The sequence below is a fragment of the Brevundimonas sp. AJA228-03 genome (assembly GCF_017795885.1).
In the GTDB taxonomy this organism is placed as follows: domain Bacteria; phylum Pseudomonadota; class Alphaproteobacteria; order Caulobacterales; family Caulobacteraceae; genus Brevundimonas.
Genome location: NZ_CP059297.1, coordinates 1,374,096 through 1,398,007, shown reverse-complemented (window position 1 = coordinate 1,398,007; position 23,912 = coordinate 1,374,096). Strand labels below are relative to the sequence as shown.

Sequence of the window (23,912 nt, the reverse complement as noted above, 5' to 3'; positions counted from 1 at the left end):
CGTTTTCACGGTCAGGAGGCCTGAAATCTGGTAAGCTCCCTGGGGAAGGAGCCACGCCTTCGCTCGGTCGGAGGGCGACGGACCGGGCCTCGGCGCTTTCGCGCGGAATCATGGAGTGATTGCGGAACGCGCACATATACGCGCTTCGCGGGCGAAATAAAGGCCCGTCGCGCGATTTCGTCAGTCCCCGGCGTGTCGACGCCGAAGCCGCCCTCGGATCAGGCGGGCAAGGCCCCTGCCCCGTCGGCGGCGGCGGCGTCCGGGGTGAAGTCCCGCTCGAAATGCTCGATCCGGCTCTTCAGTCCGCCGACGCGGCGCAGCACCAGCGAGGCCGCCCAGCGCGCGGCCAGTTCCGGCGTCGACATGGCGTCGGTGAAACGCGGACGCCCGCCCCGGCTGCGGATCACGGCATTGGTATAGATCGCCCCGTTCCGGAACCGCGTCGGCCAGGTCTGGAAGTCCATCGACAGGCTGACGCAGAATCTGTCCAGGTTCTCGACCCGGTGCGGCGCATAGAGCGGCCAGGTCAGGGCCTCGCCCGGCTCCAGGTCCATGACCTGGGCATCGGCCTCGAAGGCCAGGGTATAGGGCAGGTCCTCGGCCGTCTGGCGGGCCACGACCTGCTCCATCGCCTGCTCCGGCAGATGCGCCTCGTCGCCCGGATAGATGAACAGCCGCTTGCGACCGCGCAGGTGGAACAGCACCACCCCCGACGCGTCGAAATGATAGGGCACCCGGGTGACCGGCGACGAGATGATCAGCTGACCGGCGTTGGTCACCGCCTTCATGCCGGGATAGGTCGCCTGGATTTTCGCGAACTCGCCCATCGCCGCCTGCCACAGGTCGGGACAGCCGGCTTGCGCCTGCCGCAGATTGACCCACAGCCGCCCGGCCTGGATCGCCGCCAGCATCTGGTCGCCCGACAGATGGCCCCGCGTGCCGGTGCGCAGGCTGGCCTGACCTTCATCGTCGTAGTCGTACAGATTGATGTCGAACAGATGCGCCGGATAGCGGTGCAGGATCTCCGCCAGCGCCTCGTCGGTAGCGAACCCCTGCCCGACCAGGGCGTGCGGATGCTTCCTGGCCTCGGCGATCGGTCCGGGATAGCGGGTGCGGCGGGCGGCGCTGGCCACCTGGGTCTGCGTCATCGTCATGTCTTTCAGGCTGTGGCCTGCCGTCCGGTCGCCTTGCGCACCGCGACCCCGGCTGCGGCCACGGCGCCCATGAAGCGGTTGGCGGGCGTGGTCTCGCAGGCCTCGATGGCGGCCCAGCGCCGCCGCACGCTCGTCCTCAGCCGCTCTCCATGCCCGCCCGAGGCGCTGTCCAGCAGGCCCACGGCGACATCCGACAGGCTGGCCCCCAGGCCGGGCTTCAGCACCACGGCCTCGCGTACGCTCTGCGTCGCATTGCAGAAATACTTCTTGTAGCCCTCGCCCCCGAACCCGAAGTCGAACACCCGGAAGCCCCCCGCGCAGGCCAGCTGCATCGTGTCCATGGTCAGCAGGATGCCCGGCGAACACCGCGCCAGGGCGGGCTCATAGGCCGGGAACCAGAAATGATACCGGTCGCCCGCATGCAGCGAGTATTCGACGGCCGTCAGCCGGTCTCCCGCCCACAGCGCCGCCATCGAGGCCCCGAAGTCGGTCCGCGTCTCCGCCATCAGGGCGTGCAGCAGCTCGACCGTCCAGCCGCAGGCGAAGATGTCGTGCCGCCCGGTGCGCGCATACTGGTCCCGCTTCAACCCGATCAGCCGATCCAGCAATGCGGCATTGCGCAGCCCATACTCGACCCGGATCGGACCCAGCTCGGTCTCCAGGCTGCGGCGGGCCCGCTCCTTGTCCTTGAAATACTTGCCCCAGGTCTGGCGCCGCTCGGCGTACCAGCCGTCGTAGGAGGCCTCATCCGCCTCGGGCACGACGGTCATCAGGGTCTCGCGCAGACTTCCGACGCCCGACGGCCCCACCCAGGCCGAGACGTTCAGGCGCGCCGCGCCCAGCAGTTCGGCCACCGCCGCCAGGGTCGGGGCCTCGCCCGGCATGGCGATCACGCCGTGATAGTCGTTCATCGGCGCGCCCAGGGGCTGGATCGCCGATCCGCGCCGCTGGTGCGGGAAATAGCCGACGGTCCGTCCGTCGCGGGTCAGGATCGCCACCGCCGCATCGGGGCTGATCCGCGCGGCGATCTCGGTGAACTCCCAGCGGAAATAGGGGCTGGCCAGGTCGGGATTGGCGTCGGTCATCTGACGCCACAGGGCCACGTCGGCGACGGTCAGCTGGTCCGTCCTGACCACCTCGATCTGTAGCGTTCCGGCCATGCGCGTCTCCTGGACGCCCGCTGCCGCAAGCGCCGTTCCAGCGCAAACCCTAGCGGTTGCGCCGTTTCGGGACGGTTGAGCGGCATGGTGAACGAACCCTTCGCGCCCGGAATGACGATAACAGAAAAAGGCCCCCGGCTTTCGCCGGAGGCCTCTTCAGTTCAGTCGCTCACGCGCTCAAGCAGCGAGCCGCCGCGCGGCGAGCGATAGCGCCACCAACCGGCTCAGGCGATGATCTTGGCCACGACGCCTGCTCCAACCGTGCGGCCGCCTTCGCGGATGGCGAAGCGGAGCTTCTCTTCCATCGCGATCGGGGTGATCAGTTCGACGTTCAGCTCGGCATTGTCGCCGGGCATGATCATCTCCACGCCTTCCTTCAGCTGCACGATGCCGGTCACGTCGGTCGTGCGGAAGTAGAACTGCGGGCGGTAGTTGGTGAAGAACGGCGTGTGACGGCCACCCTCTTCCTTGGTCAGGATATAGGCCTCGGCCAGGAATTTGGTGTGCGGGGTGATCGAGCCCGGCTTGCACAGGACCTGACCGCGCTCGACGTCCTCGCGCTTGGTGCCGCGCAGCAGCACGCCGACGTTGTCGCCCGCCTGACCCTGGTCCAGCAGCTTGCGGAACATTTCCACGCCCGTGCAGGTCGTCTTCTGGACCGGGCGGATGCCGACGATCTCGACTTCCTCACCGACCTTGACGATGCCGCGCTCGACGCGACCCGTGACCACGGTGCCGCGGCCCGAGATCGAGAACACGTCTTCCACCGGCATCAGGAACGGCAGGTCCACCGGACGCTCCGGCTGCGGGATATAGTCGTCGACCGTCTGCATCAGGGCCAGAACCTGCTGCTCGCCGATCTCCGGGTTCACGCCGTCGGTCGCGGCCTTGGCCGAGCCCATGGTGATCGGAATGTCGTCGCCCGGGAACTGGTAGGACGAAAGCAGCTCGCGCACTTCCATCTCGACGAGCTCCAGCAGCTCCTTGTCGTCGACCAGATCGACCTTGTTCATGAACACCACCAGGGCCGGCACGCCGACCTGACGGGCCAGCAGGATGTGCTCGCGGGTCTGCGGCATCGGGCCGTCGGCCGCCGACACCACCAGGATCGCGCCGTCCATCTGGGCGGCACCGGTGATCATGTTCTTCACATAGTCGGCGTGGCCGGGGCAGTCGACGTGGGCATAGTGACGGTTGGCCGTCTCATATTCCACGTGCGCCGTGTTGATCGTGATGCCGCGCGCCTTCTCTTCCGGCGCCGCGTCAATGTCGGCATAGGCCATCGCCTTGGCCCCACCGGCCTTGGCCAGCGTCATCGTGATCGCCGCCGTCAGCGTCGTCTTGCCGTGGTCCACGTGACCGATCGTGCCGATGTTGCAATGCGGCTTGTTACGTTCGAACTTTTCCTTGGCCATGGCCAAACTCCTGATGGCCCTGGCCCGGATGCGGGAATTGGGGCGCTGTGTGCGATCAAAAACCTGGAGCGGGTAGACGGAATCGAACCGACATATTCAGCTTGGAAGGCTGCTGTATTACCATTATACTATACCCGCACGGAAACCACGGCACGTCCTTGTTTTTGCAAGGAAATGTCCGCAGTCGATCCTCCCTGTCGCGCTCGTTCGCCGCCTCGAAACCGCGTGGTGGGGGAAGCAGGACTCGAACCTGCGAAGCTTACGCAGGGGATTTACAGTCCCCCCCCTTTGCCGCTCGGGACATTCCCCCGCGCGCGTTTCGAACCGTCGAACCCTGACCCGAAACCCGTCTTTCGACCGGTGTCGGAACAAAAGGCTTCAAGGTCGCGACACGCCTAGGATAGAGGGAGCGCCAGACCCGAAAGCCCTAGGGCTCCAAATCGGAGGGCGTCTTATAGTGTCGAGAAATCCAGAACGCAACGACCGGAAATCGGGCAAGAAAGGGCCGGTGAAACCGGTCTTCGGTCCCCGCTCCGGCGACGCTTCAGCGGGTCCGAAGCCCGGCGGCTGGAACCCCAACCCGCCCGCCAAAGCCTTCTCGACGGCCGCTCCCCGCACCGGTCGGGGCAAGGTCGACGCCGACGGCTTCCTGTGGGGTCGCCACCCCGTGCTGGCCGCCCTGGCCAACCCGGCGCGCAAGGGCATGGGCCGTCTGCTGGCCACCCCCGACCGCGCCGCCGAGATCGAGCGCGAGGGCACCGCCAACGGCCACAGGATCGAGGTCATGGACGCCCAGACCCTCGAACGCCTGCTGCCCCCCGGCGCGGTGCACCAGGGCATGGCCTTCAAGGTCCAGCCGCTGGACGGCGTCGCCCTGGAAGACCTCGCCGAGCCCGCAGAGGGGATCATCGTCATGCTGGACCAGCTGACCGATCCCCAGAACGTCGGGGCCATCTTCCGCTCGGCCCTCGCGTTCGGCGCGCGCGGCATCGTGGTCCAGGACCGCCACTCGCCCGTGCTGGCGGGTGCGCTCGCCAAGGCCGCCGCCGGCGCCACAGAGCGCCTGCCCTGCGCGCGCGTCACCAACCTGTCCCGCGCCCTCGAACGCCTCGCCGACCTGGGCTGGCGTGCCGTCGGTCTGGACGGCACCTCCGACGAACGGCTCGAGAACGCCCTGGACCACCGCCCGACCGTCCTCGTCATGGGGTCCGAAGGCGACGGCATCCGCCGTCTGGTCGCCGAACACTGCGATGTGCTGGCCCGGATCCCCATGCCCGGCGGGTTCGAGAGCCTGAACGTCTCCAATGCGGCGGCCATCGCGCTTTACGAGGCCACGCGCAAGCAACGCCCGCTTGATTAAGGCCCACGCCCTGCCCTAACAGCGCCCCATGGAATTCCTCAGCTCCCCCGAACTCGCCAGCCAGCTTTCCGCCCTGGGCAAGGTCCTGGCCATCGACCTGGTGCTCGCGGGCGACAATGCCGTGGCCGTCGGTCTGGCCGCCGCCGCCCTGCCGCAGGAGCTGCGTCGCAAGGCGATCCTGATCGGTCTGGCCGCCGCCGTCGTGCTGCGGATCGTCTTCGCCCTGGTCACCGTCCAGCTTCTGGCCATCGTCGGCCTGCTGATCGCGGGCGGCGTGCTGCTGCTGTGGGTCTGCTGGAAGATGTGGCGCGAGCTGCAGGAGGCCGCCACCCACGACCAGGCCGAGGCCCAGGCCGAACTGGAACTCGCCCTCGCCATCGAGCACGGCAAGGGCCCCAGCCCCGAGGAAATGGGCCTGAAGCGCAAGAGCTTCGGCGCCGCCCTGGTCCAGATCCTGATCGCCGACGTCACCATGTCGCTGGACAATGTGCTGGCCGTCGCCGGCGCCGCCCACGACCATCCCTGGATCATGGTCTTCGGCCTGGTGCTGTCGATCGGCCTGATGGGCGTGGCTGCGACCTGGATCGCCAAGCTGCTGAGCAAATACCGCTGGATCGGCTATGTCGGCCTGGTCATCGTGCTCTATGTCGCCATCCACATGATCTGGGACGGCTATCGCTCGACCGTGGTGCGGGCCCTGGCCGTGGAACAGCACAATGCCTCGGCCCCGGCCTTCCTCGATGTCACGGCCGAAGAGGTGCAGAAGTCCTGCCGTCCGGAGAAGGGCGAGAAGCTGACGATCTGTCTGGCCCAGAAGGCGATCGCCAAACCCTGACGCACCCTGACGTCGGGGACTGCCACTTACCCGACGATCCATCCGCGGAGTGACCGATGAGCCTGATGCTGCTGCCCCTCCTGATCGCCGGCCCGATGGCGACCCCGGCCGGGCCGGCTCCCTCGGCCGTTGTCCAGTCGGCCGTTCGCGACATAGGCGTCGGCGATCCGTTGCGCCGTCCGCTCCTCGACACCCTGCGCCCCGCCATCCAGCGCGACCTGGGGGGTCAGGCCGTGCAGTTCATGGTGGACCGGCTGCGGGTCCAGGGCGACTGGGCCTTCTATGCCGGATCGATCCGGCAGCCGAACGGCCGCCCGATCGACTTCGGCAAGACCCGTTATGCCAGCGAGATCGAGGACGGCATCTTCGACGGTCCGGGCACCTATGCCCTGCTGCGCCGCCAGGGCGGCCGCTGGCGCGTCGTGACCTTCGTCATCGGTCCCACCGACGTGGCCTATCTGGCCTGGCCGGACGAGTACCGCGCCCCGGCGGCCTTGTTCGAATAGGTCAGTCCGCCCCGCCGAACCGTTCGCTCCATTCGACGACCTGGACGTCCTCGATCTTGCGGAACAGTACCTCGGCCGAGGCCACCGCCTGACCGCGCGGCAGGCGGTCCAGCAGCCCCTCGCCCACGCCCGGCCACGACAGGTCGGTCTCCCCGACCGTGGCGGCGATCGTCGGGGCGGTGAACGGCATGACCGGCGCGGCCAGACGCGCGAACAGCGCCACCAGATTCAGACCGGTGCGAACCCCGACGGCCGAGCGTTCGACATCCGTCTTGTACGCGGTCCAGGGGGCGGCCTCCTGCAGATATTCGTTGCCCAGCACCCAGACGGCGCGCAGGGCCTGACAGGCCTTTCTGAACTCCATCGCCTCGAAGGCCGCCGTCGCCTCGGCGATGCCCGCCGCCACATCGGCCTCCAGCTTCGCCTCCAGCGGCCCCGGCTCACCGCCGTCCGGCACCACGCCGCCGAACTTCGACTCGGCGAATTTGACGATCCGGTTGACGAAATTGCCCAGCACATCGGCCAGATCCTTGTTCGTCGTCGACTGGAACTGCTCCCAGGTGAAGGCCGCATCCGACCCTTCCGGCCCATAGGCGGTCAGGTGCCAGCGCCAGTAGTCGGCCGGCAGGATCTCCAGCGCCTGGTCCATGAAGACGCCGCGCTTCTGCGAGGTCGAGAACTTGCCGCCGTACCAGTTCAGCCAGTTGAAGGCCTTCAACGTATCGACCGTCTTCCACGGCTCGCCCGATCCCAGGATGGTCGCGGGGAAGGACACCGTGTGGAAGGCGACATTGTCCTTGCCCATGAACTGGACGTAGCGGACGTCGTCCGCCCCCTCGTCCAGCCGCCACCAGTCTCGCCAGGTCCGGCCATTGGCCTGCGCCCACTCCTCGGTCGCGCCGATGTATTCGATGGGCGCGTCGAACCAGACATAGAAGACCTTGCCCTCCATGCCGGGACGCGGCCCCCCGTCGGGCCCCACCACCGGCACGCCCCACTTCAGGTCCCGGGTGATGCCCCGGTCGATCAGCCCTTCGTCCAGATGCTTCAGCGCGATGGATTTCGCCAGGGTCTGCCAGTCGGTCCTCGACTCGATCCAGCCCCGGATCCGGTCCTCGATCTTCGTCTGCAGCAGATACAGGTGGCGGGTGTCGCGCACTTCGAGATTCGTCGAACCCGACACCGCCGAATAGGGCGCGATCAGGTCGGTCGGGTCCAGCAGCCGCCCGCAGTTGTCGCATTGGTCGCCACGCGCCCCGACATGGCCGCAGTGGGGGCAGGTGCCCTCGACATAGCGGTCCGGCAGAAAGCGGGCGTCGTCGATCGAATAGACCATCCGGTCCACCCGCTCCTCGATCAGGCCGTTCGCCTCCAGCACCTGGGCGAAATGCTGCGTCAGCCGCCGGTTGGGTTCGCGCGACGACCGGCCGAACCAGTCGTAGCTCAGGCCGAACGCCTGACCCGCCGCCTTCTGGATCTCGTGCTGTTCGTCGCAATAGGTCTGGACGTCCTGGCCGGCGGCCGCAGCGGCCAGTTCGGCCGGCGTCCCGTGCTCGTCGGTCGCGCAGATGTAGAGGACTTCATGCCCCTGCCCCCGCTTGAACCGCGCGAACACATCGGCCGGCAGCATCGACCCCGCCAGATTCCCCAGGTGCTTGATGCCGTTGATATAGGGCAGCGCCGAGGTGATCAGGATACGGGGCATGGGATTCCGGTCGTTCGAGGAAGCTGCGGGATATAGAGTGACCACGGGGCGGCGTCACCCCGCCGCCACGCCCCCTGAACGGAGGACCATCATGCCGATCATCCCCGTGGTCCGATGCAGCGCCATCCAGCGCTCCCTCGCCTTCTATACCGGCGTGCTGGACTTCCATTGCGTCGGCGTCTGGCCCGGGCCGGCCGACCCGGCCTTTTCCATCCTGACGCGCGACGGGGCCGAGCTGCATCTGTCGAGCCATGCGGGCGACGGCGTCTGTGGCCAGTCGATCACCGTGCTGGTCGAGGATGTGGACACCCTGTTCGCCACCTTCAGGACACGCGGCCTCGACCCCTCGGCCAGGCCGGACTCGCCGATCCATCAGGGGCCGACCGACCAGACCTGGGGCACGCGCGAGTTCTGCGCCGACGATCCCGACGGCAACAGGATCTGCTTCACCCGTCGATAGCGCTGTCCAGGACGCGCTACATTTCGCGACTCCTGATGTACAGGGTGCTTTACACCTTGAACCCCCGCCCAGAGGATCGGGATGCGGGGCAGGGTTCCGAGGGGTCAGGGATTAGGGATTAGTCAGGGTTGGCGGCGAGTGGTGACGCACAGCGCAACCCCACTCCCTAATCCCTGATCCCTGATCCCTGATCCCTAATCCCTAATCCCTAATCCCTAATCTCTAATCCCCAGCCGCCCCGCCACCCGCGCGAACCGCCCGGTCAGCAGGCTGGCCGACACCAGGCTGGCGATGATGACCGCCCAGACCAGGCCGTCGACCCCGATCCGGTGCGCCAGCAACCAGCCCAGCGGCATCATCACGGCCCCGTACGAGAAGAAATGCATAATCGTCGGCCACCAGACGTCGCCCGCCGCGCGATTGGCCTGCGACGCCACCACCTGGATACCGTCGGCGACGAAGAACAGGCTGGCCAGCACCAGAGCCGGCACGGCGATCGCTGCCAGCACCGGATCGCGGTTGTAGGCGGCGATCAGCAGGGGCGCGGTCGGCCACGCCACCAGCGCCACGACCAGGGTCAGCACGGCGATCGTCCCGATCCCCACAAGCCCGTTCCGCAGCACGCCCGGCGCGTCCTTCGCCCCATAGGCCCGCCCGACCAGGACCGCCGTGGCCGCCGACAGCCCCATCGGCACCATGAAGACGATGGCCGAGATGTTCAGCACGATGGCCCAGGCCGCCGTCTCTTCGGTGCCCAGTTGCCCGGCGATGAAGGTCATCAACGCAAAGGCCCCGACCTCGATGAAATAGGACGCGCCCGACCCGGCCCCGATCCTGACCTGTTCGCGCTCGGCCGGCGGGTCCTTCGGGGGCCTGTTGAACACCCCCAGCGCCCGCGCCTCGGGCAGGCGCGCGATATAGATCAGGAGGAACACGGCCAGGGACCCTCGCGCGAAGAACGTCGCCCACGCCGAGGCCTCGGCCCCGAACAGGCCGATCCCGAGCAGGTCGGGCACCAGCAGCAGGTTCAGCGCCAGATTGACGCCATTGGCCACCCACATGGCGATCATCCCGGGCTTGGGCTTGCCCAGGGCCTCCAGAAAGAACTGCGCCGCCACCGAGATCAGATAGGCGGGCATCGACAGGGCGAAGACGATCAGCGCCGGTCGCGCCCCCTCCCCCAGCCCGTCTTCCAGATTGAGCTGGGTCAGCGCCCAGGGACCGAACACGATCAGGGCCAGCATGGAGGCGACGCCGATCTGGGTCGCATAGACCATGCCCCGCCGCAGCACCGCCCCGACCTCATCTCGCCGCCCCTCGCCGAGCAGCCGGGCCGTCATGACCTGGACGCCCAGCAACAGGCCCACGGCCGTCGTGACGATCACCGATGTGGGGGCCCAGGCGAGGGAGTGGTGGGCGAGCTCCGTCGCCGAATACCGGCCGACCACGATCGCATCGGTCAGCCCCATGGTCATGATGCCGATCCGCGCCAGCACCACCGGCCAGGCCAGCGTCAGCAGCTCGCGCGTGGCGGCCCGGGTGGAGGGGGAGAGCATGAGATTAGGGTTTAGGGAGTAGGGAGTAGGGATTAGGGAGTAGGGATTAGGGAGTAGGGATTAGGGAGTAGGGATTAGGGAGTAGGGATTAGGGAGTAGGGATTAGGGAGTAGGGATTAGGGATTAGGGATTAGGGATTAGGGATTAGGGAGTAGGGATTGGGGATTGGGGATTGGGGCGTGCAACCCCGGCCGGAGGGGAGCGCCTCATCTCACATTAGGCCCCGTTCGCTAACCCCAGTCCTCCTAATCCCTAATCCCTAATCCCTACTCCCTAATCCCTAATCCCTAATCCCTACTCCCTAATCCCTACTCCCTAATCCCTACTCCCTATTCCCCTACCACGCCCCCATCTCCCGCAACTGCTTCGCCAAAGCCTCCGGCATATCCCCCGCGTCCAGCGACGACAGGTCCGGCGGTGCGTCCTTCGGTTCCAGATAGCGCCAGCCCTGGAACGGCCGCCGCGCCTGCGGGGCCGTGCGGACCACCTCGGGCGCCAGTCTGATCAGGCACATCGACGCCTTGCCCTCGCCGCGCGTCGAGATGTCCACGATCGGCATCCGGCACGTCACCGAGCCCTTCATCACCCAGTAGATCGACCCCCCGTCCTCGATCTCGGCCGCCCGCTTGGGCGTCATCCGCGTATTGACCGTCAGCCAGTCGCCCTTGCTCGCCCGCCGTTCCAGCGTCTCCACCTTGGCGACACCGACGCAGAGCTTGATCATATGAAGAGGCATGGGTGCGCACTATCATCTCCCTCCCCCGCGGGGGAGGGTGGTCGATGCGAAGCAGCGACCGGGTGGGGCGGGCAAGGTGACGCGGACACCACCTCTCCCTCCCCCTCGGGGGAGGGTGGCTGAGCGGAGCGAAGCCGGGTGGGAAGGGCCAGGCGAAGCGAAGAGCCTCCCTTGTCATCCCGGCCGGAGCGAAGCGATGAGCCTCCCTTGTCATCCCGGCCGGAGCGAAGCGAAGAGCCTCCCTTGTCATCCCGGCCGGAGCGAAGCGAAGAGCCTCCCTTGTCATCCCGGCCGGAGCGGAGCGAAGAGCCTCCCTTGTCATCCCGGCCGGAGCGGAGCGAAGAGCCTCCCTTGTCATCCCGGCCGGAGCGGAGCGAAGAGCCTCCCTTGTCATCCCGGCCGGAGCGGAGCGAAGAGCCTCCCTTGTCATCCCGGCCGGAGCGAAGCGATGAGCCTCCCTTGTCATCCCGGCCGGAGCGAAGCGAAGAGCCTCCCTTGTCATCCCGGCCGGAGCGGAGCGAAGAGCCTCCCTTGTCATCCCGGCCGGAGCGAAGCGATGAGCCTCCCTTGTCATCCCGGCCGGAGCGAAGCGAAGAGCCGGGACGCCAGACCCCGCCACCATCCCTCCCGGAAATCGCGCCAGCGATTGTCCGGGAGACAGTCTGACCGCCCTCCACCGTCTCCCGGACAGCCGCTGCGCGCCTTCCGGGAGGTCGAAGGAGGGCATCTTCCGTCCCGGATAATCGCTGGCGCGATTTCCGGGATGACAAGGTTGAGCGTTGGCTGAATCTAGCGCGCGCCCCCCAAATCTATCGGACTCCATGAGTCCAAAAAAGTGCAAATCAAAACCCGAAAAATCAGTGACTTGCACCCGTTGGACTCGGTTTTTTCGAGTCCAATCGCCTCAGCCTCTGCTCATCACAACGTCCGACAAACATCGCCTTCAAACCACTGTATTTAAACGTTTTCCTTCCTAGGCGCCAGCCTCCACCACCGCCAGCACCGCATCCGCCCCCACCTGGTCCCCGACGGCGAAGGCCACCTCGCCCACCACCCCGTCGAACGGGGCGTTCAGCGCATGCTCCATCTTCATGGCCTCCAGCACGATCACCGGCTGCCCCTTGGTCACCACATCCCCCGCCTTCGCCGGCGTCGCCACGATCTTGCCCGGCATGGGCGCGCGCAGGGACCCGTCGGAGGCGGTGCCGCCTGCTGCGCCCAGCTTTGCAAAACTCGACACTTCGAAGGGCCAGCCATCCTCGAAATAGACAGTCACGCCATGAGCTGGTTCGAGGTGACCGTAGTGCGCAGACACCGCGTCATCGATCTCAAGAACCGTGCGTTCGCCATCGACGAAGACGGTCTGGCGCAAGACGGGCTCTGCGTTCATGCGCAACCCGATTGGCATCTGCCAGCCATCCCAGGGGCTGAAGGAATCGTCGCCGCCCACGTTCTCAAATCGGAGAACACGAGCCGCGCCTTGCAGCGCCTTCTCCGACATTCGCCGGGCCGTCAGCGCCCCCTCCTCCGCCCCGATGAACCCCGTATCCACATCCCCCGCCACGAAGCGCGGATGCTCCAGGCACCGCACCAGGAATCCGGCATTGGTCTTCACCGGCCAGACCTCCACATCGGCGCAAGCATCGGCAAGGGCCTCGGCCGCTTCTTCCCGCGTCTCCGCATGGACGATCAGCTTGGCGATCATGGGGTCGTAGAACTGGCTGACCTCGCCGCCCTGCTCCACGCCCGTGTCGATCCGCACCCCGTCCGGCAGGACGAAATGCTCCAGCTTCCCGATGCTGGGCAGGAAGCCGTTCGCCGGGTCCTCGGCATACAGCCGCGCCTCCATGGCCCAGCCGTGGATCGACAGCTGGTCCTGCCTCAGCGGTACGGGCTCGCCCGCCGCCGCGCGGAACTGCCATTCCACCAGGTCGACGCCGGTGATGGCCTCGGTGACCGGGTGTTCGACCTGCAGCCGGGTGTTCATCTCCATGAACCAGATGCGGTCGGCCCGCAGACCCTCGGTCCCGTCGGCGATGAACTCGATGGTGCCCGCTCCGACATAGTTCACGGCCTTCGCCGCCTTGACCGCCGCCGCCGTCACCGCCGCCCGCGTCGCCGCGTCCATGCCGGGGGCCGGAGCCTCCTCGATCACCTTCTGGTGGCGGCGCTGCAGCGAGCAGTCGCGTTCGAACAGGTGCACGACCTCGCCGTGGCTGTCGCCGAACACCTGAACCTCGATATGCCGCGGCGACAGGATGTATTTCTCGATCAGGACCCGGTCGTCGCCAAAGCTGGAGGCCGCCTCGCGCCGGCACGACCCCAGGGCGTCGAGGAAGGCCTCGCCCGCATCGACCCGCCGCATCCCCTTGCCGCCGCCGCCCGCGACCGCCTTGATCAGCACCGGATAGCCGATGGCGTCGGCCTCGGCCTTCAGCCGCTCGGGCGACTGGTCCTCGCCCATATAGCCGGGCGTCACGGGCACCCCCGCCTCGACCATCAGCGTCTTGGCCGCGTCCTTCAGCCCCATGGCCCGTATGGCCGCCGGTGGCGCCCCGATCCAGACGATCCCCGCCGCCATCACCGCCTCGGCGAAGGCAGCGTTCTCGCTCAGGAAGCCGTAACCGGGATGGATCGCCTCCGCCCCCGTCGCCTTCGCCGCCGCCAGCACCCTGTCGGCATCCAGATAGCTCTCGCGCGCCGCCGCCGGGCCGATCAGCACCGCCTCATCGGCCTCGCGCACATGCAGGGCCTTCGCATCGGCCTCGGAATAGACGGCGATGGTGCGGATCCCCATCCGCTTGGCGGTGCGGAAGACGCGACAGGCGATCTCGCCACGATTGGCGACCAGGACGGAGGTGAACATGGCTCCGGTTTAGAGCGACCCGGGGCAAGGGTCGAGGTCAGAGATCGACGAGGCGCTGCATCAGTTTGCGAGTTCCGATCTCTCCGTCCCAGTATGCGATCAGCGCATCCCGGTTCTTGCTGATCCATTCTGTGACCAGACGCTCGTCGCTGGCGATCAATGCGCCATGGACAAGCCTGGGCTCCGGGCGAATCGCCACGACTGCGAGTTGATCGAGCGTCATCCGGTTGCCGTGGACCGTGCTGACCTTCACCCGCGCGTCGTGCCGCGCATTGCCCTTGGGGCTGACCCAGATGGTCATGGGCAGCCCCGTGTCTTCCGGATACAGGTTCGCTATCTCGAAAAGTTCGTTCTCCTCTTCGAGGGTCCATTCCGGTTCGACGGGCTGGTGCACGTTCATGGCCGCAGCCTAGCGCAAATCCGACCCGAGGTCACTCCGCCCAGCTCGGGCTGCGCTTCTCGAGGAAGGCCCGCACGCCCTCCTGGCCCTCTTTGGACACTCGCGCCCGGGCGATGCGGCGGGCGGTGTCCTCCATCAGGCCGCGATCGACCCTGTGGCCGACCAGGTCGTTGACCAGTCGCTTGGCCTCGCCCATGGCACCCGGCGCATTCTGGCTCAGGCTGTCGGTCAGCATGGACACGAACTCGTCCATCGACCCTTCAGGCAGGACCATGTCGATGATCCCGGCATGGGCCGCATAGTCGGCGTCGAAGATGTTGGCCGTCAGGAACAGCTGCCTCGCCCGTCGCGCCCCGACCGCCTCGATCACATAGGGGGCGATGGTCGCCGGGATCAGGCCCAGCTTGACCTCGGAAAAGGCGAACCGCGTCCCCTCGACCGCCACGGCCATGTCGCAGGCGCAGACGATCCCCGCCCCGCCCCCCATGGCCGCGCCCTCGACCAGGGCGACCGTCAGGGCCGGAATGTCGTGCAGCGCCTTCAGCATCTTCGCCAGCATCAGGGCGTCGTCGCGGTTGTCGCTCTCGGACCAGCCGACAGCGTCCCGCATCCAGCCCAGGTCCGCGCCCGCGCTGAACGTCCCGCCCGCGCCCCGGATGAACACCGCCCGCACCCTGTCGGCCCCGTGCAGGGTCTCGAACGCCTCGTGCAGGGCGGCGATGGTGGCGGCGTCAAAGGCGTTCTTCTTCGCCGGGCGATTGATGGTGATGAAGACCACCCCGTCGGTCGTGGAATCGATCTGCACCAGGTCGTCGTTCGCATCCGGCGCCGGATCGGGCACCAGCGGCTGGGCGATGGCGTTGATCTCCGCCGCCTCGGCATCGGTGATGTCCAGGGCGTTCAGGTCGGATTCGGTGGGGTCGGTCATGCTTGCTTTCCGGGGCTCGGCGGGCGTGATAGCCAAAGCGCCAATGGAGGATCTGGTCGCACGCGTCGAACGGTTGAAACGGGCGCTGGATGCCCTGCGTCCGGTCCCCCTGCCATCTTTGTGGCGCTTGCGTCGCTGGTTCGACGTCGATCTGACCTACACCTCAAACGCCATCGAGGGAAACACGCTGACGGCGGTCGAGACCGAACTGGTCATCGACAAGGGCATCACCATCGCGGGCAAGCCTCTGAAAGACCATCTAGAAGCGTTGGATCACTACGATGCCATAGGCCTCGCCCGGGATCTGGCGCGCGCGGGGCGGTCGCCGATCGAAGCCGACATCCGGGCGCTGCACGCCCTGGTCCTGAGGCGATCACGGCCCGCGGCGGCGGGTCGATATGCCGACCAGGGACGCTTCGTGCGCACCGATGAGCGGCGGCACGCCTTCCCGTCCCCGGCCGAGGTGCCGGCCTTGATGCAGCCCTTCGGTCTCTGGCTCTCCGAAAGCGCCGACAGCCACGACACCGCATTCGAGGCTCATCGGCGGCTGGTTGCGATCCATCCGTTCAACGACGGCAACGGTCGCACGGCGCGTCTGTTGATGAACCTGCTTCTGATCCGCGCGGGTTATCCGCCGATCTCCATCCGACCGGAGGATCGGCTGGCCTACATCGGCTCGCTCGCGGAGGATCAGGCGGGCCGGGGCGACGCCGCCTTCCGCCGCCTCATGCTTGAACGGCTGGAAGCGACGCTGGAAGAGTATCTCGAACTGTTCCGAGAGGCTGCGGATCAGGCCACGGGCGGCGTCACGGAGGATGGCGGGCGGTGGAGCGACGCCTGATCGCCATCACATCCTGAACACGCCGAACGTCGTCTCCTCGATCGGCGCGTTCAGACTGGCCGAGATCGCCAGCCCCAGCACATCCCGCGTCTGGGCCGGATCGATGATGCCGTCGTCCCACAGGCGGGCGGTGGCATGGTACGGATTGCCCTCGTCTTCGTACTTCTGACGCACCGGGGCCTTGAAGGCCTCGGCCTGTTCGGGGGTCCAGGTGTCGGCGTCGCGGTGCACGGTGGCCAGCACGGCGGCCGCCTGCTCGCCGCCCATGACGCTGATCCGGCTGTTGGGCCAGGTGAACAGGAAGCGCGGCGAATAGGCCCGGCCGCACATGCCGTAGTTCCCGGCTCCGAAACTGCCGCCGATCAGGACCGTGAACTTGGGCACATTGGCCGAGGCGACGGCGGTCACCAGCTTGGCCCCGTCCTTGGCGATGCCGCCCGCCTCGTATTTGCCGCCGACCATGAAGCCACTGATGTTCTGCAGGAAGACCAGCGGGATCTTCCGCTTGCAGGCCAGTTCGATGAAGTGGGCCCCCTTCAGCGCGCTCTCACTGAACAGCACGCCGTTGTTGGCCAGGATGGCGACCGGATAGCCCCAGATGCGGGCGAAGCCGCAGACCAGGGTGGAGCCGTACAGGGCCTTGAACTCCTCGAACTCCGAGCCGTCGACCACCCGCGCGATCACCTCACGCACGTCGTAGGGCGCGCGGACGTCGTCGGGGATCAGGCCGTACAGCTCCCCGGCATCGAAGGCCGGGGCGCGCGGCTCGCGCACATCCAGATCGACGCGTTTGACGCTGTTCAGATGGCCGACGATGCCGCGGACGATCTCCAGCGCGTGTTCGTCGTTCTCGGCGACATAGTCGACGACGCCGGACCTGCGCCCATGGGTCTCGGCCCCGCCCAGTTCCTCGGCCGAGATGACCTCGCCGGTCGCGGCCTTCACCAGCGGCGGGCCGGCCAGGAAGATGGTGCCCTGGTTCCGGACGATCACCGTCTCGTCCGACATGGCGGGCACATAGGCCCCGCCCGCCGTGCACGACCCCATCACGCAGGCGATCTGGGGGATGCCCTGCGCGCTCATCCGCGCCTGGTTGAAGAAGATGCGGCCGAAATGGTCGCGGTCCGGAAACACCTCGGCCTGGTGCGGCAGGTTCGCCCCGCCCGAGTCGACCAGATAGACGCAAGGCAGCATGTTCTGCTCGGCGATCTCCTGGGCCCGCAGGTGCTTCTTCACCGTCATGGGGAAATAGGCGCCGCCCTTCACCGTCGGGTCGTTGGCGACGATCATCACCTCGCGGCCCGAGACCCGGCCGATGCCGCAGATCATCCCCGCGCCCGGCGCCTCGTCGCCGTACATGCCGTTGGCGGCCAGCTGGCCGACCTCCAGAAAGGGCGAACCGGGGTCCAGCAGCCGCTCGACCCGGTCCCGCGGCAACAGCTTGCCCCGCGCCACATGCCGCTCGCGACTGGCCTCCGACCCGCCCCGCGCCGCGAGCGCCACCCGCTCGCGCAGCTCGGCGTTCAGGGCCGTGTTATGGGCGTGCAGCGCCTTGAACGACGCGCTGTTCGGATCGATGGCGGAGGTCAGCTTCGGCATGGAGGTGGTTTAGGGGGGAAAGGCGCAGGCGTGAACCCTCTCCCTCCCCCTCGGGGGAGGGTGGTCGGAGCGGAGCGGAGACCGGGTGGGGACGGCAAGGCAATACAAGGCAAATCGGATTCTGGCTCGCCTGCCGCTCCCACCCGGCCGCTTCGCGGCCCCCCTCCCCCGAGGGGGAGGGAGAGGGCTATTTCCGCAACAGCCGATCCCGCGCGGCGTTCAGCTTCGCCGCCAGCCCTTCCGTCCCGCCCTGATCGGGATGCGCCCGCCCCATCAGGCGACGCCAGGCGGCATGGATGACCTCGGGCTCGGCGCCGATGGGTACGCCGAGGATCGCCCGGGCCTCGGCATCGCCGATCGCCTCGGGCCTCGCCGCCACCGTCCGCATCCGGGAGGCGACCACCAGCCACAGCGCCGCTCCGACCAGCCCTGCGCCGCTGACCCACGCCCCCCTGGACAGCGCCAGAGCCCCGCCGAGCAGCAGGGCGGCCGAGACCAGGGTCGCCGCCACCCGCCAGTGCCCTCGCCGCGGGCCCTCGGTCTGGCGACCCAGTCGCACCAGCGCCCACACCACGATGCCCGCCAGCACGAGCCAGATCAGGCCCATGCGAACGATCCGGTGATCAAGCGGCCACGAGCGCCGGCAGTCGGACGTCGTCCAGACCCAGGGCCTGCATCAGGTTGCGCATCTCCTGCCTTGCCGCGACATGGGCCAGCGACACCGCCACCGGCCGCACGGAATTGGACAGGTCGGCCACCGTCAGGCCGAAGGGGAACAGTTCGCGATAGATGACCCGGTCGCGCAGCCCCGGCCCGACCCGGAAACCCACGCGCTTGGACAGTTTCAGCATCCGCTCTTCCAGACGGCGGCGATTGCGCGCCTCGGCCACGGCCATGCGGTTGACGACCACGATCCAGTCGATGGCGACGTGGCGGCCTTCCTGGATCGCGCGATACTTCCGGGCCTCCCACACGCTTTCGGAATAGGTCGAGGGCTTCAGCAGCTCCAGCGTCACCGGATCGACCGTGCCCAGCATGTCGAAGTCGACGAAGCTGTCGTTCATCGGCGTCACGATCTGGTCGGCCCGGGCATGGGCCGCGCGCGACAGGACGGTATCGCCCCCCGGCGTGTCGATCAGGATGACCTCGGCCCCCGAGGCCACCGCCTCGTCGAACACGGTCTCGAATCGGGCCATCTGCTCCGCCTCATCCGCCCTGGCCAGGGCCTTGCCGTCGCCCAGATCCGGCTCGACCGGCATGGGCAGGGTGACGCCGTTGGCGGCCGTCCAGGCCGTGCGGTGAGAAAAGAAATGGGACATCGACCGCTGGCGCAGATCCAGGTCCAGGATCGCCACCTTGCGACCCGCGTGCATCAGGCCGCAGACGATGTGGATGGCCAGGGTGGACTTGCCCGCCCCGCCCTTTTCATTGCCGACCACGATGACCTGAGCCCGAGCTGTCTGCGTCATGACCTGATGATCCGGATACTGGCGACCACCGACTCACAGAGCCGGTCGTCATGGCGCGCCAGAGTCGGGTGCGCGGCCGCATCCGTCAACGAAAGGTTGGCCGACAGCTGTGGGAAGATCGCGCGGGCGGTGGCTCAGCCCCGGCGCAGGCACCCCAGATCGGCAGCATCCGCAGCGCGACAGACGGCGCGAACCGTGTTGCCCGCAGCCGTCACCTTCAGCCGCGTCAGGGTGCGTCCATCGACCTCGACAGCCTCGAACGCGGGCGTCAGGTCCGCCAGGCCATGGCCCGCCGCACGAATGCGCGACCAGGCCGCCCGCGCTGCCGCGGGGCTGGAGAAGGCCCCGAGCTGCAAGGTCTCGCGCGGACCGGTCGCACCGGCCGCGCGAACGGGCTCGACGACGACGGCCCGAGTCGGTCGGATCGTCGGCGCGGGATCGGAGACCTGCTGCCGGACCGCCCGGGTCACGACCGGCGCGGCCGCCTCGATCATCGCCGGAGCCGCCTGTTCGACAGCGCCCCGAAGACCGGCATCGCGCGCATCCCACAGGGCATAGGGGTCCATGACCTCGACCCTCAGCGCGCCGGGGTTCGCGACGGCGGCAGCGTCGACCCTGGCGGGACGAAGCCCCAGCTCCGACGCTGTCCGCAAGGGTTGGTCCGACCCGTCGAGGGGCACGCTGGCCACGGCCTGGGCCATGGACTCGAAACGGTGCGGGTCACTCTCGACCATGCCGCACGACGTGGTCGAGAGGCTTGCGAGACCGAGGAGCACTGGACGAAGCATTCTGCCGGGCGTCATAAGCCGACCCTAGCCCGGCACCTTTTGCCGTCCGGTGCACGATCACGCTTAAGTCAAGGGGTTAATCTGGTAAGCATGAGCGACAACCCTACTCCCCTGCCGATCGCGCGAACGGTCGAAGCGTTGCGCGCCGTGGTCCGCGACTGGCGTCGTCAGGGGTTCACCGTGGCCTTCGTGCCGACCATGGGGGCCCTGCACGAGGGCCACCTGACCCTGGTGCGGGCGGCGGGCCAACACGCCGACAGGGTCGTCGCCAGCATCTTCGTCAACCCGGCCCAGTTCGCCGCGCACGAGGACCTGGGCACCTATCCGCGCCGCGAGGCCGGGGACGCGGCCCTGCTCGCCGGCGTCGGATGCGACCTGCTGTTCGCACCGACGGTGGCCGAAATGTACCCGGACGGCTTCGTCACCGCCGTCTCCGTCGGCGGGCCGTCGCAAGGGCTGGAGACCGACTTCCGGCCCCACTTCTTCGGCGGCGTGGCCGTGGTCGTCGCCAAGCTGCTGAACCAGGTCCAGGCCGATGTCGCCGTGTTCGGAGAGAAGGACTACCAGCAGCTGATGGTCGTCCGCCGCATGGCCCGGGACCTCGACATCCCGACCCGGATCATCGGCGCGCAGACGATGCGGGACAGCCATGGCCTCGCCCTGTCATCCCGGAACGCCTATCTGTCGGAGGCCGAACTCGACATCGCCCGCCGTCTCAACGGCGTCCTGGCCGAAGCCGCGCTCAAGGCCGCCGACCGGCGTCCGCTGGCCGCCGTCGAGCGCGACGCCTATTCCGATCTGCTGAAGGCCGGGTTCGAGCGGGTCGACTATGTCGCCGTGCGCCGCGCCGACGATCTGGCCCCGTTCCCGAACGGCGTCGTCGATGCCCCTGCCCGCATCCTCGCCGCCGCCTGGCTCGGCAAGACCCGCCTGATCGACAACCTGGCCGTCTGATCCGGAGCCTGATCGGCTGAGGTGGAATCGCTTCGCGATTCCGCCGATGCCGTGAATCAGGCTCCAGATATGAGCGAGGGCATGATTCACGCTTTCGGCTGGACCCACGACGTGGGTCCACCTCAAACGATCATGCCCTAGCCGATCGCGCCCACACAGCCCTCGGCGTCTCCCGGCGTCAGGGCGGCGTCGGTCAGGGCCAGGGTCCAGCCGTGATGGGTGTTCAGACCCCAGCGGCGCGCCCCGCCGCCGTCGCCGGCGTCGCCTCCCGCCGTGACGATCACGCTGCGGCCCCGGGGCAGGGCGGCAGGATCAATCTTGCCGACCGCCAGCGACGTCGGCTGCCCGCCCGTCTGGCCGAACCCGTCGAACACGCTCAACGACGACCAGTCGCGGCGCAGCCCCAGCCACCAGGGATCGTCGGTGTTGATCGCCAGCACGGCCACCCCCCGGCCCTCCGCCGCGAAGGCCAGGGCCGCCTGCGGGTCCCGCACCATGCGGATCGCCGCCGCCGCTCCGAAGCGATGACGGGCCCCGTCGAAGGCCCGCGTCGGATCGGTCGGGGCCCAGACCTGGACCTGCAGCTGGCCCTGGCGCGCCAGGCCCCAGCCGACGATCTCGCGCCACAGCCCCTCGACCGCATCGGCATAGCCGGGCTCGGCCTTTGCCAGCATCCGGCTCAGGACCGTCTGTTCGCGGTCGGGCCGCAGCTTGGTGTGGGGGCCGTGCGGCGCATCCTTGGCCAGACCCACCCTGGCGGCGATGTCCAGACGGCGCTGGAACAGGGCCAGAAGCTGGTCGTCGACGCTGTCGATCTCGGCGCGCAGGGCGGCCAGGGCCATCTGCTCGGGAGACAGGTCTTGCGGGTTCATGTCGGGCCAGACGGTCTTGAGGTTGGATTTCGGCATGGGATCAGGGCTTTCACGGTGTGCATTTCGATGAGGGGTGCGTGGGTGCGCCGCCGCCCCGGGTCAGGGCGGTCGCCGGCGAGGCTGTCAGGAGCGGGTGCCGCTCGAGGCCTCAGCCGGCGTATCGAAAGCCGTAAAAGCGATAGCCAAAATAGAGATCCGCCGCGCGCGAACGGAGGACGAGGGACTGGGTCGAGGCGCGCAGCGAGGACATGGGTCGGTCCGGTGTTCCGGATCGTCAGCGATCCGTGGTCCCTAAAGACACGCAAGGATCGTGCGCCGTCAACCCGCCTCGCGACACAGGAGAACAAAGCGCGTGCTGTTCGTGTCTGAATCCTGAAGATCGTTGCGCAGAATCGACAGGCCATAGACCTCTGCCGCCGCGACCGGGGCCAGGGCCGCCCGGGTCGGGTCATTGCCTTCGGACACCGATCGCGCGGCCCCGGCGGTGTCGAAGGCCTCGACGGTCTCGAGCCCCATCGCGGCCAGGTTGCCTGCGCACTGGCGCAGCGCGATGGGGTGGCTGGAGACCGTGCGGATCTGGTCGATCTCGACGCCGTCCAGCGCCATCAGGGCGATATGGATCGGCCGCCAGACGTCGGCGACCTGTTTCAGCCCGGCCGATGCCACCAGGGTTGCGGCCGGTTCCACCGGGCCGATCGTGGAGTTCTCGACGGGGATCAGGGCGCAGTCGCAATCGCCGGTCTTTACCGCCTCGATCGCCTCGGCAAAGGTCTCGAACGGCACATGGACGTCCCAGGGGCGCAGCTCGACGCAGGCCTCGTGGCTGAAGGCACCGGGCGCGCCCTGGAAGGCGGTGCGCCCGCCCCGGTCGTCGCCCGCCGGTCGCCCGATCCCAGACCCGGTCACGCCGCGCGCGACTGGTTCAGTCGTCCGCTCTTGAGCCGCTCGGCCACCAGGAAGGCCAGTTCCAGCGCCTGGTCGGCGTTCAGGCGAGGGTCGCAGTGGGTGTGATAGCGGCTGGACAGGTCGTCCTCGGACACCGCCTGCGCCCCGCCGATGCATTCGGTGACATTCTGGCCGGTCATCTCCAGATGGACGCCGCCGGGGTGGACCCCCTCGGATTCGGCCACATCGATGAAGCCCTTCACCTCGCCCAGGATCCGGTCGAACGGCCGGGTCTTGTAGCCGCTCGTGGCCATCAGGGTGTTGCCGTGCATCGGGTCGATCGACCAGATCACCTTCTTGCCCGCCGCCTTCACCGCCTGCATCAGGGCGGGCAGGCGCTTGCCGACCTTGTCGTGACCGAAGCGGCCGATCAGGGTCAGGCGGCCCGAGATATTGTCCGGGTTCAGCGCGTCGATCAGGGGCAGCAGGTCGTCCGGCTCCATCGTCGGGCCGCATTTCACCCCGATCGGATTCCGGATGCCGCGCATGAACTCGACATGGGCCCCGTCCAGCTGACGCGTACGCTCGCCGATCCACAGCATATGGGCCGAGGTGTCGAACCATTCGCCCGTTCCGCCATCCAGCCGGGTCAGGGCGCTTTCGACGTTCAGCAGCAGGGCTTCGTGCGAGGTGAAGACCTCGACGCGGCTGAGATCCGGATGGGTCTCGGGCGTGACGCCGACGGCCTCCATGAAGGCCAGGGCCTCGGCGATCTTGTCGGCCAGCTCGCGGTACTGGGCCCCTATGCCGTGATCGGCGAACCCCTGGGTCCAGCGATGGATGTTGTACAGATCCGCATAGCCGCCGCCGGCGAAGGCGCGCAGCAGGTTCAGCGTCGAGGCCGACTGGTTGTAGGCCTTCAGCAAGCGCTGCGGATCGGGGGCGCGTTCCTCGGCGGTGAAGGCCGAGCCGTTGATGTTGTCGCCGCGATAGGACGGCAGGGTCACGCCGTCGATCGTTTCGACCGCAGAGCTGCGCGGCTTGGCGAACTGGCCGGCGATCCGGCCGACCTTCACCACCGGCTTGCGACCCGCAAACGTCAGCACCACCGCCATCTGCAGCAGCAGGCGGAAGGTGTCGCGGATGTTGTCGGTCGAGAATTCCTTGAAGCTCTCGGCGCAGTCCCCGCCTTGCAGCAGGAAGGCCTTGCCCGCCTCGACCTCCGCCAGCTTGGCGGTCAGCGTCCGCGCCTCGCCTGCGAACACCAGAGGCGGCATGGCGCGCAGTTCGTCCTCGACCCGCTGAAGCTCCCGCGCGTCCGGATAATCCGTCGGCATGTGCACCGCGGGTTTGTTTCTCCAGGAGTCAGGGGTCCAGCGCTGGGTCATGGCCGTAGAATAGGCCTCTCGCGGTTGCGAAACAA

Annotated in this window: 22 protein-coding genes and 2 tRNA genes; 6 read left to right on the top strand and 18 right to left on the bottom strand. The window is 68.0% G+C overall.

What is annotated here, in order from left to right; genetic code table 11:
* Positions 1–218: 218 nt before the first annotated feature.
* From HZ989_RS06930 to HZ989_RS06910, 5 genes are all read right to left on the bottom strand, one after another.
* Complete coding sequence (locus HZ989_RS06930) at positions 219–1,148, bottom strand: cupin-like domain-containing protein (protein ID WP_209322868.1); 930 nt, start codon at positions 1,146–1,148, stop codon at positions 219–221.
* A gap of 11 nt (positions 1,149–1,159) precedes the next feature.
* Complete coding sequence (locus tag HZ989_RS06925; RefSeq protein ID WP_209322867.1) at positions 1,160–2,314, bottom strand: GNAT family N-acetyltransferase; 1,155 nt, start codon at positions 2,312–2,314, stop codon at positions 1,160–1,162.
* 224 nt (positions 2,315–2,538) lie between these two features.
* Positions 2,539–3,729, bottom strand: a complete 1,191-nt coding sequence (tuf, locus tag HZ989_RS06920) for an elongation factor Tu (protein ID WP_209320532.1) — start codon at positions 3,727–3,729, stop codon at positions 2,539–2,541.
* A gap of 64 nt (positions 3,730–3,793) precedes the next feature.
* Positions 3,794–3,867: transfer RNA gene (locus tag HZ989_RS06915), tRNA-Gly, on the bottom strand.
* An 88-nt stretch (positions 3,868–3,955) separates the two neighbouring features.
* Positions 3,956–4,039, bottom strand: a tRNA-Tyr gene (locus HZ989_RS06910).
* A gap of 147 nt (positions 4,040–4,186) precedes the next feature.
* Between HZ989_RS06910 and rlmB the strand changes: the two genes are divergently transcribed.
* From rlmB to HZ989_RS06895, 3 genes are read left to right on the top strand one after another with little or no spacing between them, the layout of a single operon-like run.
* A complete protein-coding gene (rlmB, locus tag HZ989_RS06905; protein WP_209322866.1) occupies positions 4,187–5,089 on the top strand; it encodes a 23S rRNA (guanosine(2251)-2'-O)-methyltransferase RlmB in 903 nt (300 codons plus the stop codon).
* Positions 5,090–5,117: 28 nt separating this feature from the next.
* A complete protein-coding gene (locus HZ989_RS06900) occupies positions 5,118–5,924 on the top strand; it encodes a TerC family protein (RefSeq protein ID WP_209322865.1) in 807 nt (268 codons plus the stop codon).
* A 56-nt stretch (positions 5,925–5,980) separates the two neighbouring features.
* On the top strand, positions 5,981–6,430 hold the full coding sequence (locus HZ989_RS06895) for a hypothetical protein (RefSeq protein ID WP_209322864.1): 450 nt from the start codon (positions 5,981–5,983) through the stop codon (positions 6,428–6,430).
* A gap of 1 nt (position 6,431) precedes the next feature.
* Here HZ989_RS06895 and metG read toward each other — a convergent pair whose 3' ends face one another.
* Positions 6,432–8,135, bottom strand: a complete 1,704-nt coding sequence (gene metG, locus HZ989_RS06890) for a methionine--tRNA ligase (protein ID WP_209322863.1) — start codon at positions 8,133–8,135, stop codon at positions 6,432–6,434.
* A gap of 91 nt (positions 8,136–8,226) precedes the next feature.
* Here metG and HZ989_RS06885 point away from each other — a divergent pair, with 91 nt between their 5' ends.
* Positions 8,227–8,595, top strand: coding sequence for a VOC family protein (locus HZ989_RS06885; RefSeq protein ID WP_209322862.1), 369 nt, complete (start codon positions 8,227–8,229; stop codon positions 8,593–8,595).
* Between the two features lie 215 nt (positions 8,596–8,810).
* Here HZ989_RS06885 and HZ989_RS06880 read toward each other — a convergent pair whose 3' ends face one another.
* The 5 genes from HZ989_RS06880 to HZ989_RS06860 form a co-directional block, all read right to left on the bottom strand.
* Positions 8,811–10,151, bottom strand: coding sequence for an MATE family efflux transporter (locus HZ989_RS06880; protein ID WP_209322861.1), 1,341 nt, complete (start codon positions 10,149–10,151; stop codon positions 8,811–8,813).
* A gap of 337 nt (positions 10,152–10,488) precedes the next feature.
* Positions 10,489–10,887, bottom strand: a complete 399-nt coding sequence (locus HZ989_RS06875; RefSeq protein ID WP_209322860.1) for a DUF1489 family protein — start codon at positions 10,885–10,887, stop codon at positions 10,489–10,491.
* 973 nt (positions 10,888–11,860) lie between these two features.
* A complete protein-coding gene (locus tag HZ989_RS06870; RefSeq protein ID WP_209322859.1) occupies positions 11,861–13,753 on the bottom strand; it encodes a biotin carboxylase N-terminal domain-containing protein in 1,893 nt (630 codons plus the stop codon).
* A gap of 37 nt (positions 13,754–13,790) precedes the next feature.
* Positions 13,791–14,153: a hypothetical protein gene (locus tag HZ989_RS06865; protein ID WP_209322858.1), complete on the bottom strand. Its 363-nt coding sequence runs from the start codon at positions 14,151–14,153 to the stop codon at positions 13,791–13,793.
* A gap of 31 nt (positions 14,154–14,184) precedes the next feature.
* Positions 14,185–15,081, bottom strand: a complete 897-nt coding sequence (locus HZ989_RS06860; protein ID WP_209322857.1) for an enoyl-CoA hydratase-related protein — start codon at positions 15,079–15,081, stop codon at positions 14,185–14,187.
* 43 nt (positions 15,082–15,124) lie between these two features.
* On the opposite strand from HZ989_RS06860, the gene HZ989_RS06855 reads away from it, so the two are divergent.
* Positions 15,125–15,922 carry a Fic family protein gene (locus HZ989_RS06855; protein ID WP_209322856.1) on the top strand — a complete coding sequence of 266 codons (798 nt, stop codon included), beginning with the start codon at positions 15,125–15,127 and terminating at the stop codon, positions 15,920–15,922.
* Between the two features lie 6 nt (positions 15,923–15,928).
* Here the strand turns inward: HZ989_RS06855 and HZ989_RS06850 are convergent, their stop codons facing one another.
* The 4 genes from HZ989_RS06850 to HZ989_RS06835 form a co-directional block, all read right to left on the bottom strand.
* The gene (locus tag HZ989_RS06850) at positions 15,929–17,521 is read right to left on the bottom strand and encodes a carboxyl transferase domain-containing protein (RefSeq protein WP_209322855.1); all 1,593 of its coding nucleotides are present in this window, start codon (positions 17,519–17,521) and stop codon (positions 15,929–15,931) included.
* A gap of 187 nt (positions 17,522–17,708) precedes the next feature.
* Positions 17,709–18,128, bottom strand: a complete 420-nt coding sequence (locus tag HZ989_RS06845; protein WP_209322854.1) for a molecular chaperone DnaJ — start codon at positions 18,126–18,128, stop codon at positions 17,709–17,711.
* Positions 18,129–18,144: 16 nt separating this feature from the next.
* On the bottom strand, positions 18,145–18,990 hold the full coding sequence (locus tag HZ989_RS06840; RefSeq protein ID WP_209322853.1) for a division plane positioning ATPase MipZ: 846 nt from the start codon (positions 18,988–18,990) through the stop codon (positions 18,145–18,147).
* A 134-nt stretch (positions 18,991–19,124) separates the two neighbouring features.
* Positions 19,125–19,766 carry an SPOR domain-containing protein gene (locus HZ989_RS06835; RefSeq protein ID WP_209322852.1) on the bottom strand — a complete coding sequence of 214 codons (642 nt, stop codon included), beginning with the start codon at positions 19,764–19,766 and terminating at the stop codon, positions 19,125–19,127.
* Between the two features lie 102 nt (positions 19,767–19,868).
* Between HZ989_RS06835 and panC the strand changes: the two genes are divergently transcribed.
* Entirely contained in the window at positions 19,869–20,732 is an 864-nt protein-coding gene (panC, locus tag HZ989_RS06830; RefSeq protein WP_209322851.1) for a pantoate--beta-alanine ligase, read from the top strand.
* A gap of 137 nt (positions 20,733–20,869) precedes the next feature.
* On the opposite strand, the gene HZ989_RS06825 is transcribed toward panC, so the two are convergent.
* The 3 genes from HZ989_RS06825 to HZ989_RS06815 all read right to left on the bottom strand — a co-directional run bounded on the left by HZ989_RS06825 (position 20,870) and on the right by HZ989_RS06815 (position 23,877).
* Positions 20,870–21,640 (bottom strand): chorismate mutase, encoded by a 771-nt coding sequence (locus HZ989_RS06825; protein WP_209322850.1) that lies wholly within the window; start codon positions 21,638–21,640, stop codon positions 20,870–20,872.
* 282 nt (positions 21,641–21,922) lie between these two features.
* Complete coding sequence (locus HZ989_RS06820; RefSeq protein WP_209322849.1) at positions 21,923–22,510, bottom strand: prephenate dehydratase domain-containing protein; 588 nt, start codon at positions 22,508–22,510, stop codon at positions 21,923–21,925.
* The gene (locus tag HZ989_RS06815) at positions 22,507–23,877 is read right to left on the bottom strand and encodes a class II 3-deoxy-7-phosphoheptulonate synthase (protein ID WP_209322848.1); all 1,371 of its coding nucleotides are present in this window, start codon (positions 23,875–23,877) and stop codon (positions 22,507–22,509) included. Before HZ989_RS06815 ends, HZ989_RS06820 begins: the two co-directional genes overlap by 4 nt.
* Positions 23,878–23,912: the final 35 nt, after the last annotated feature.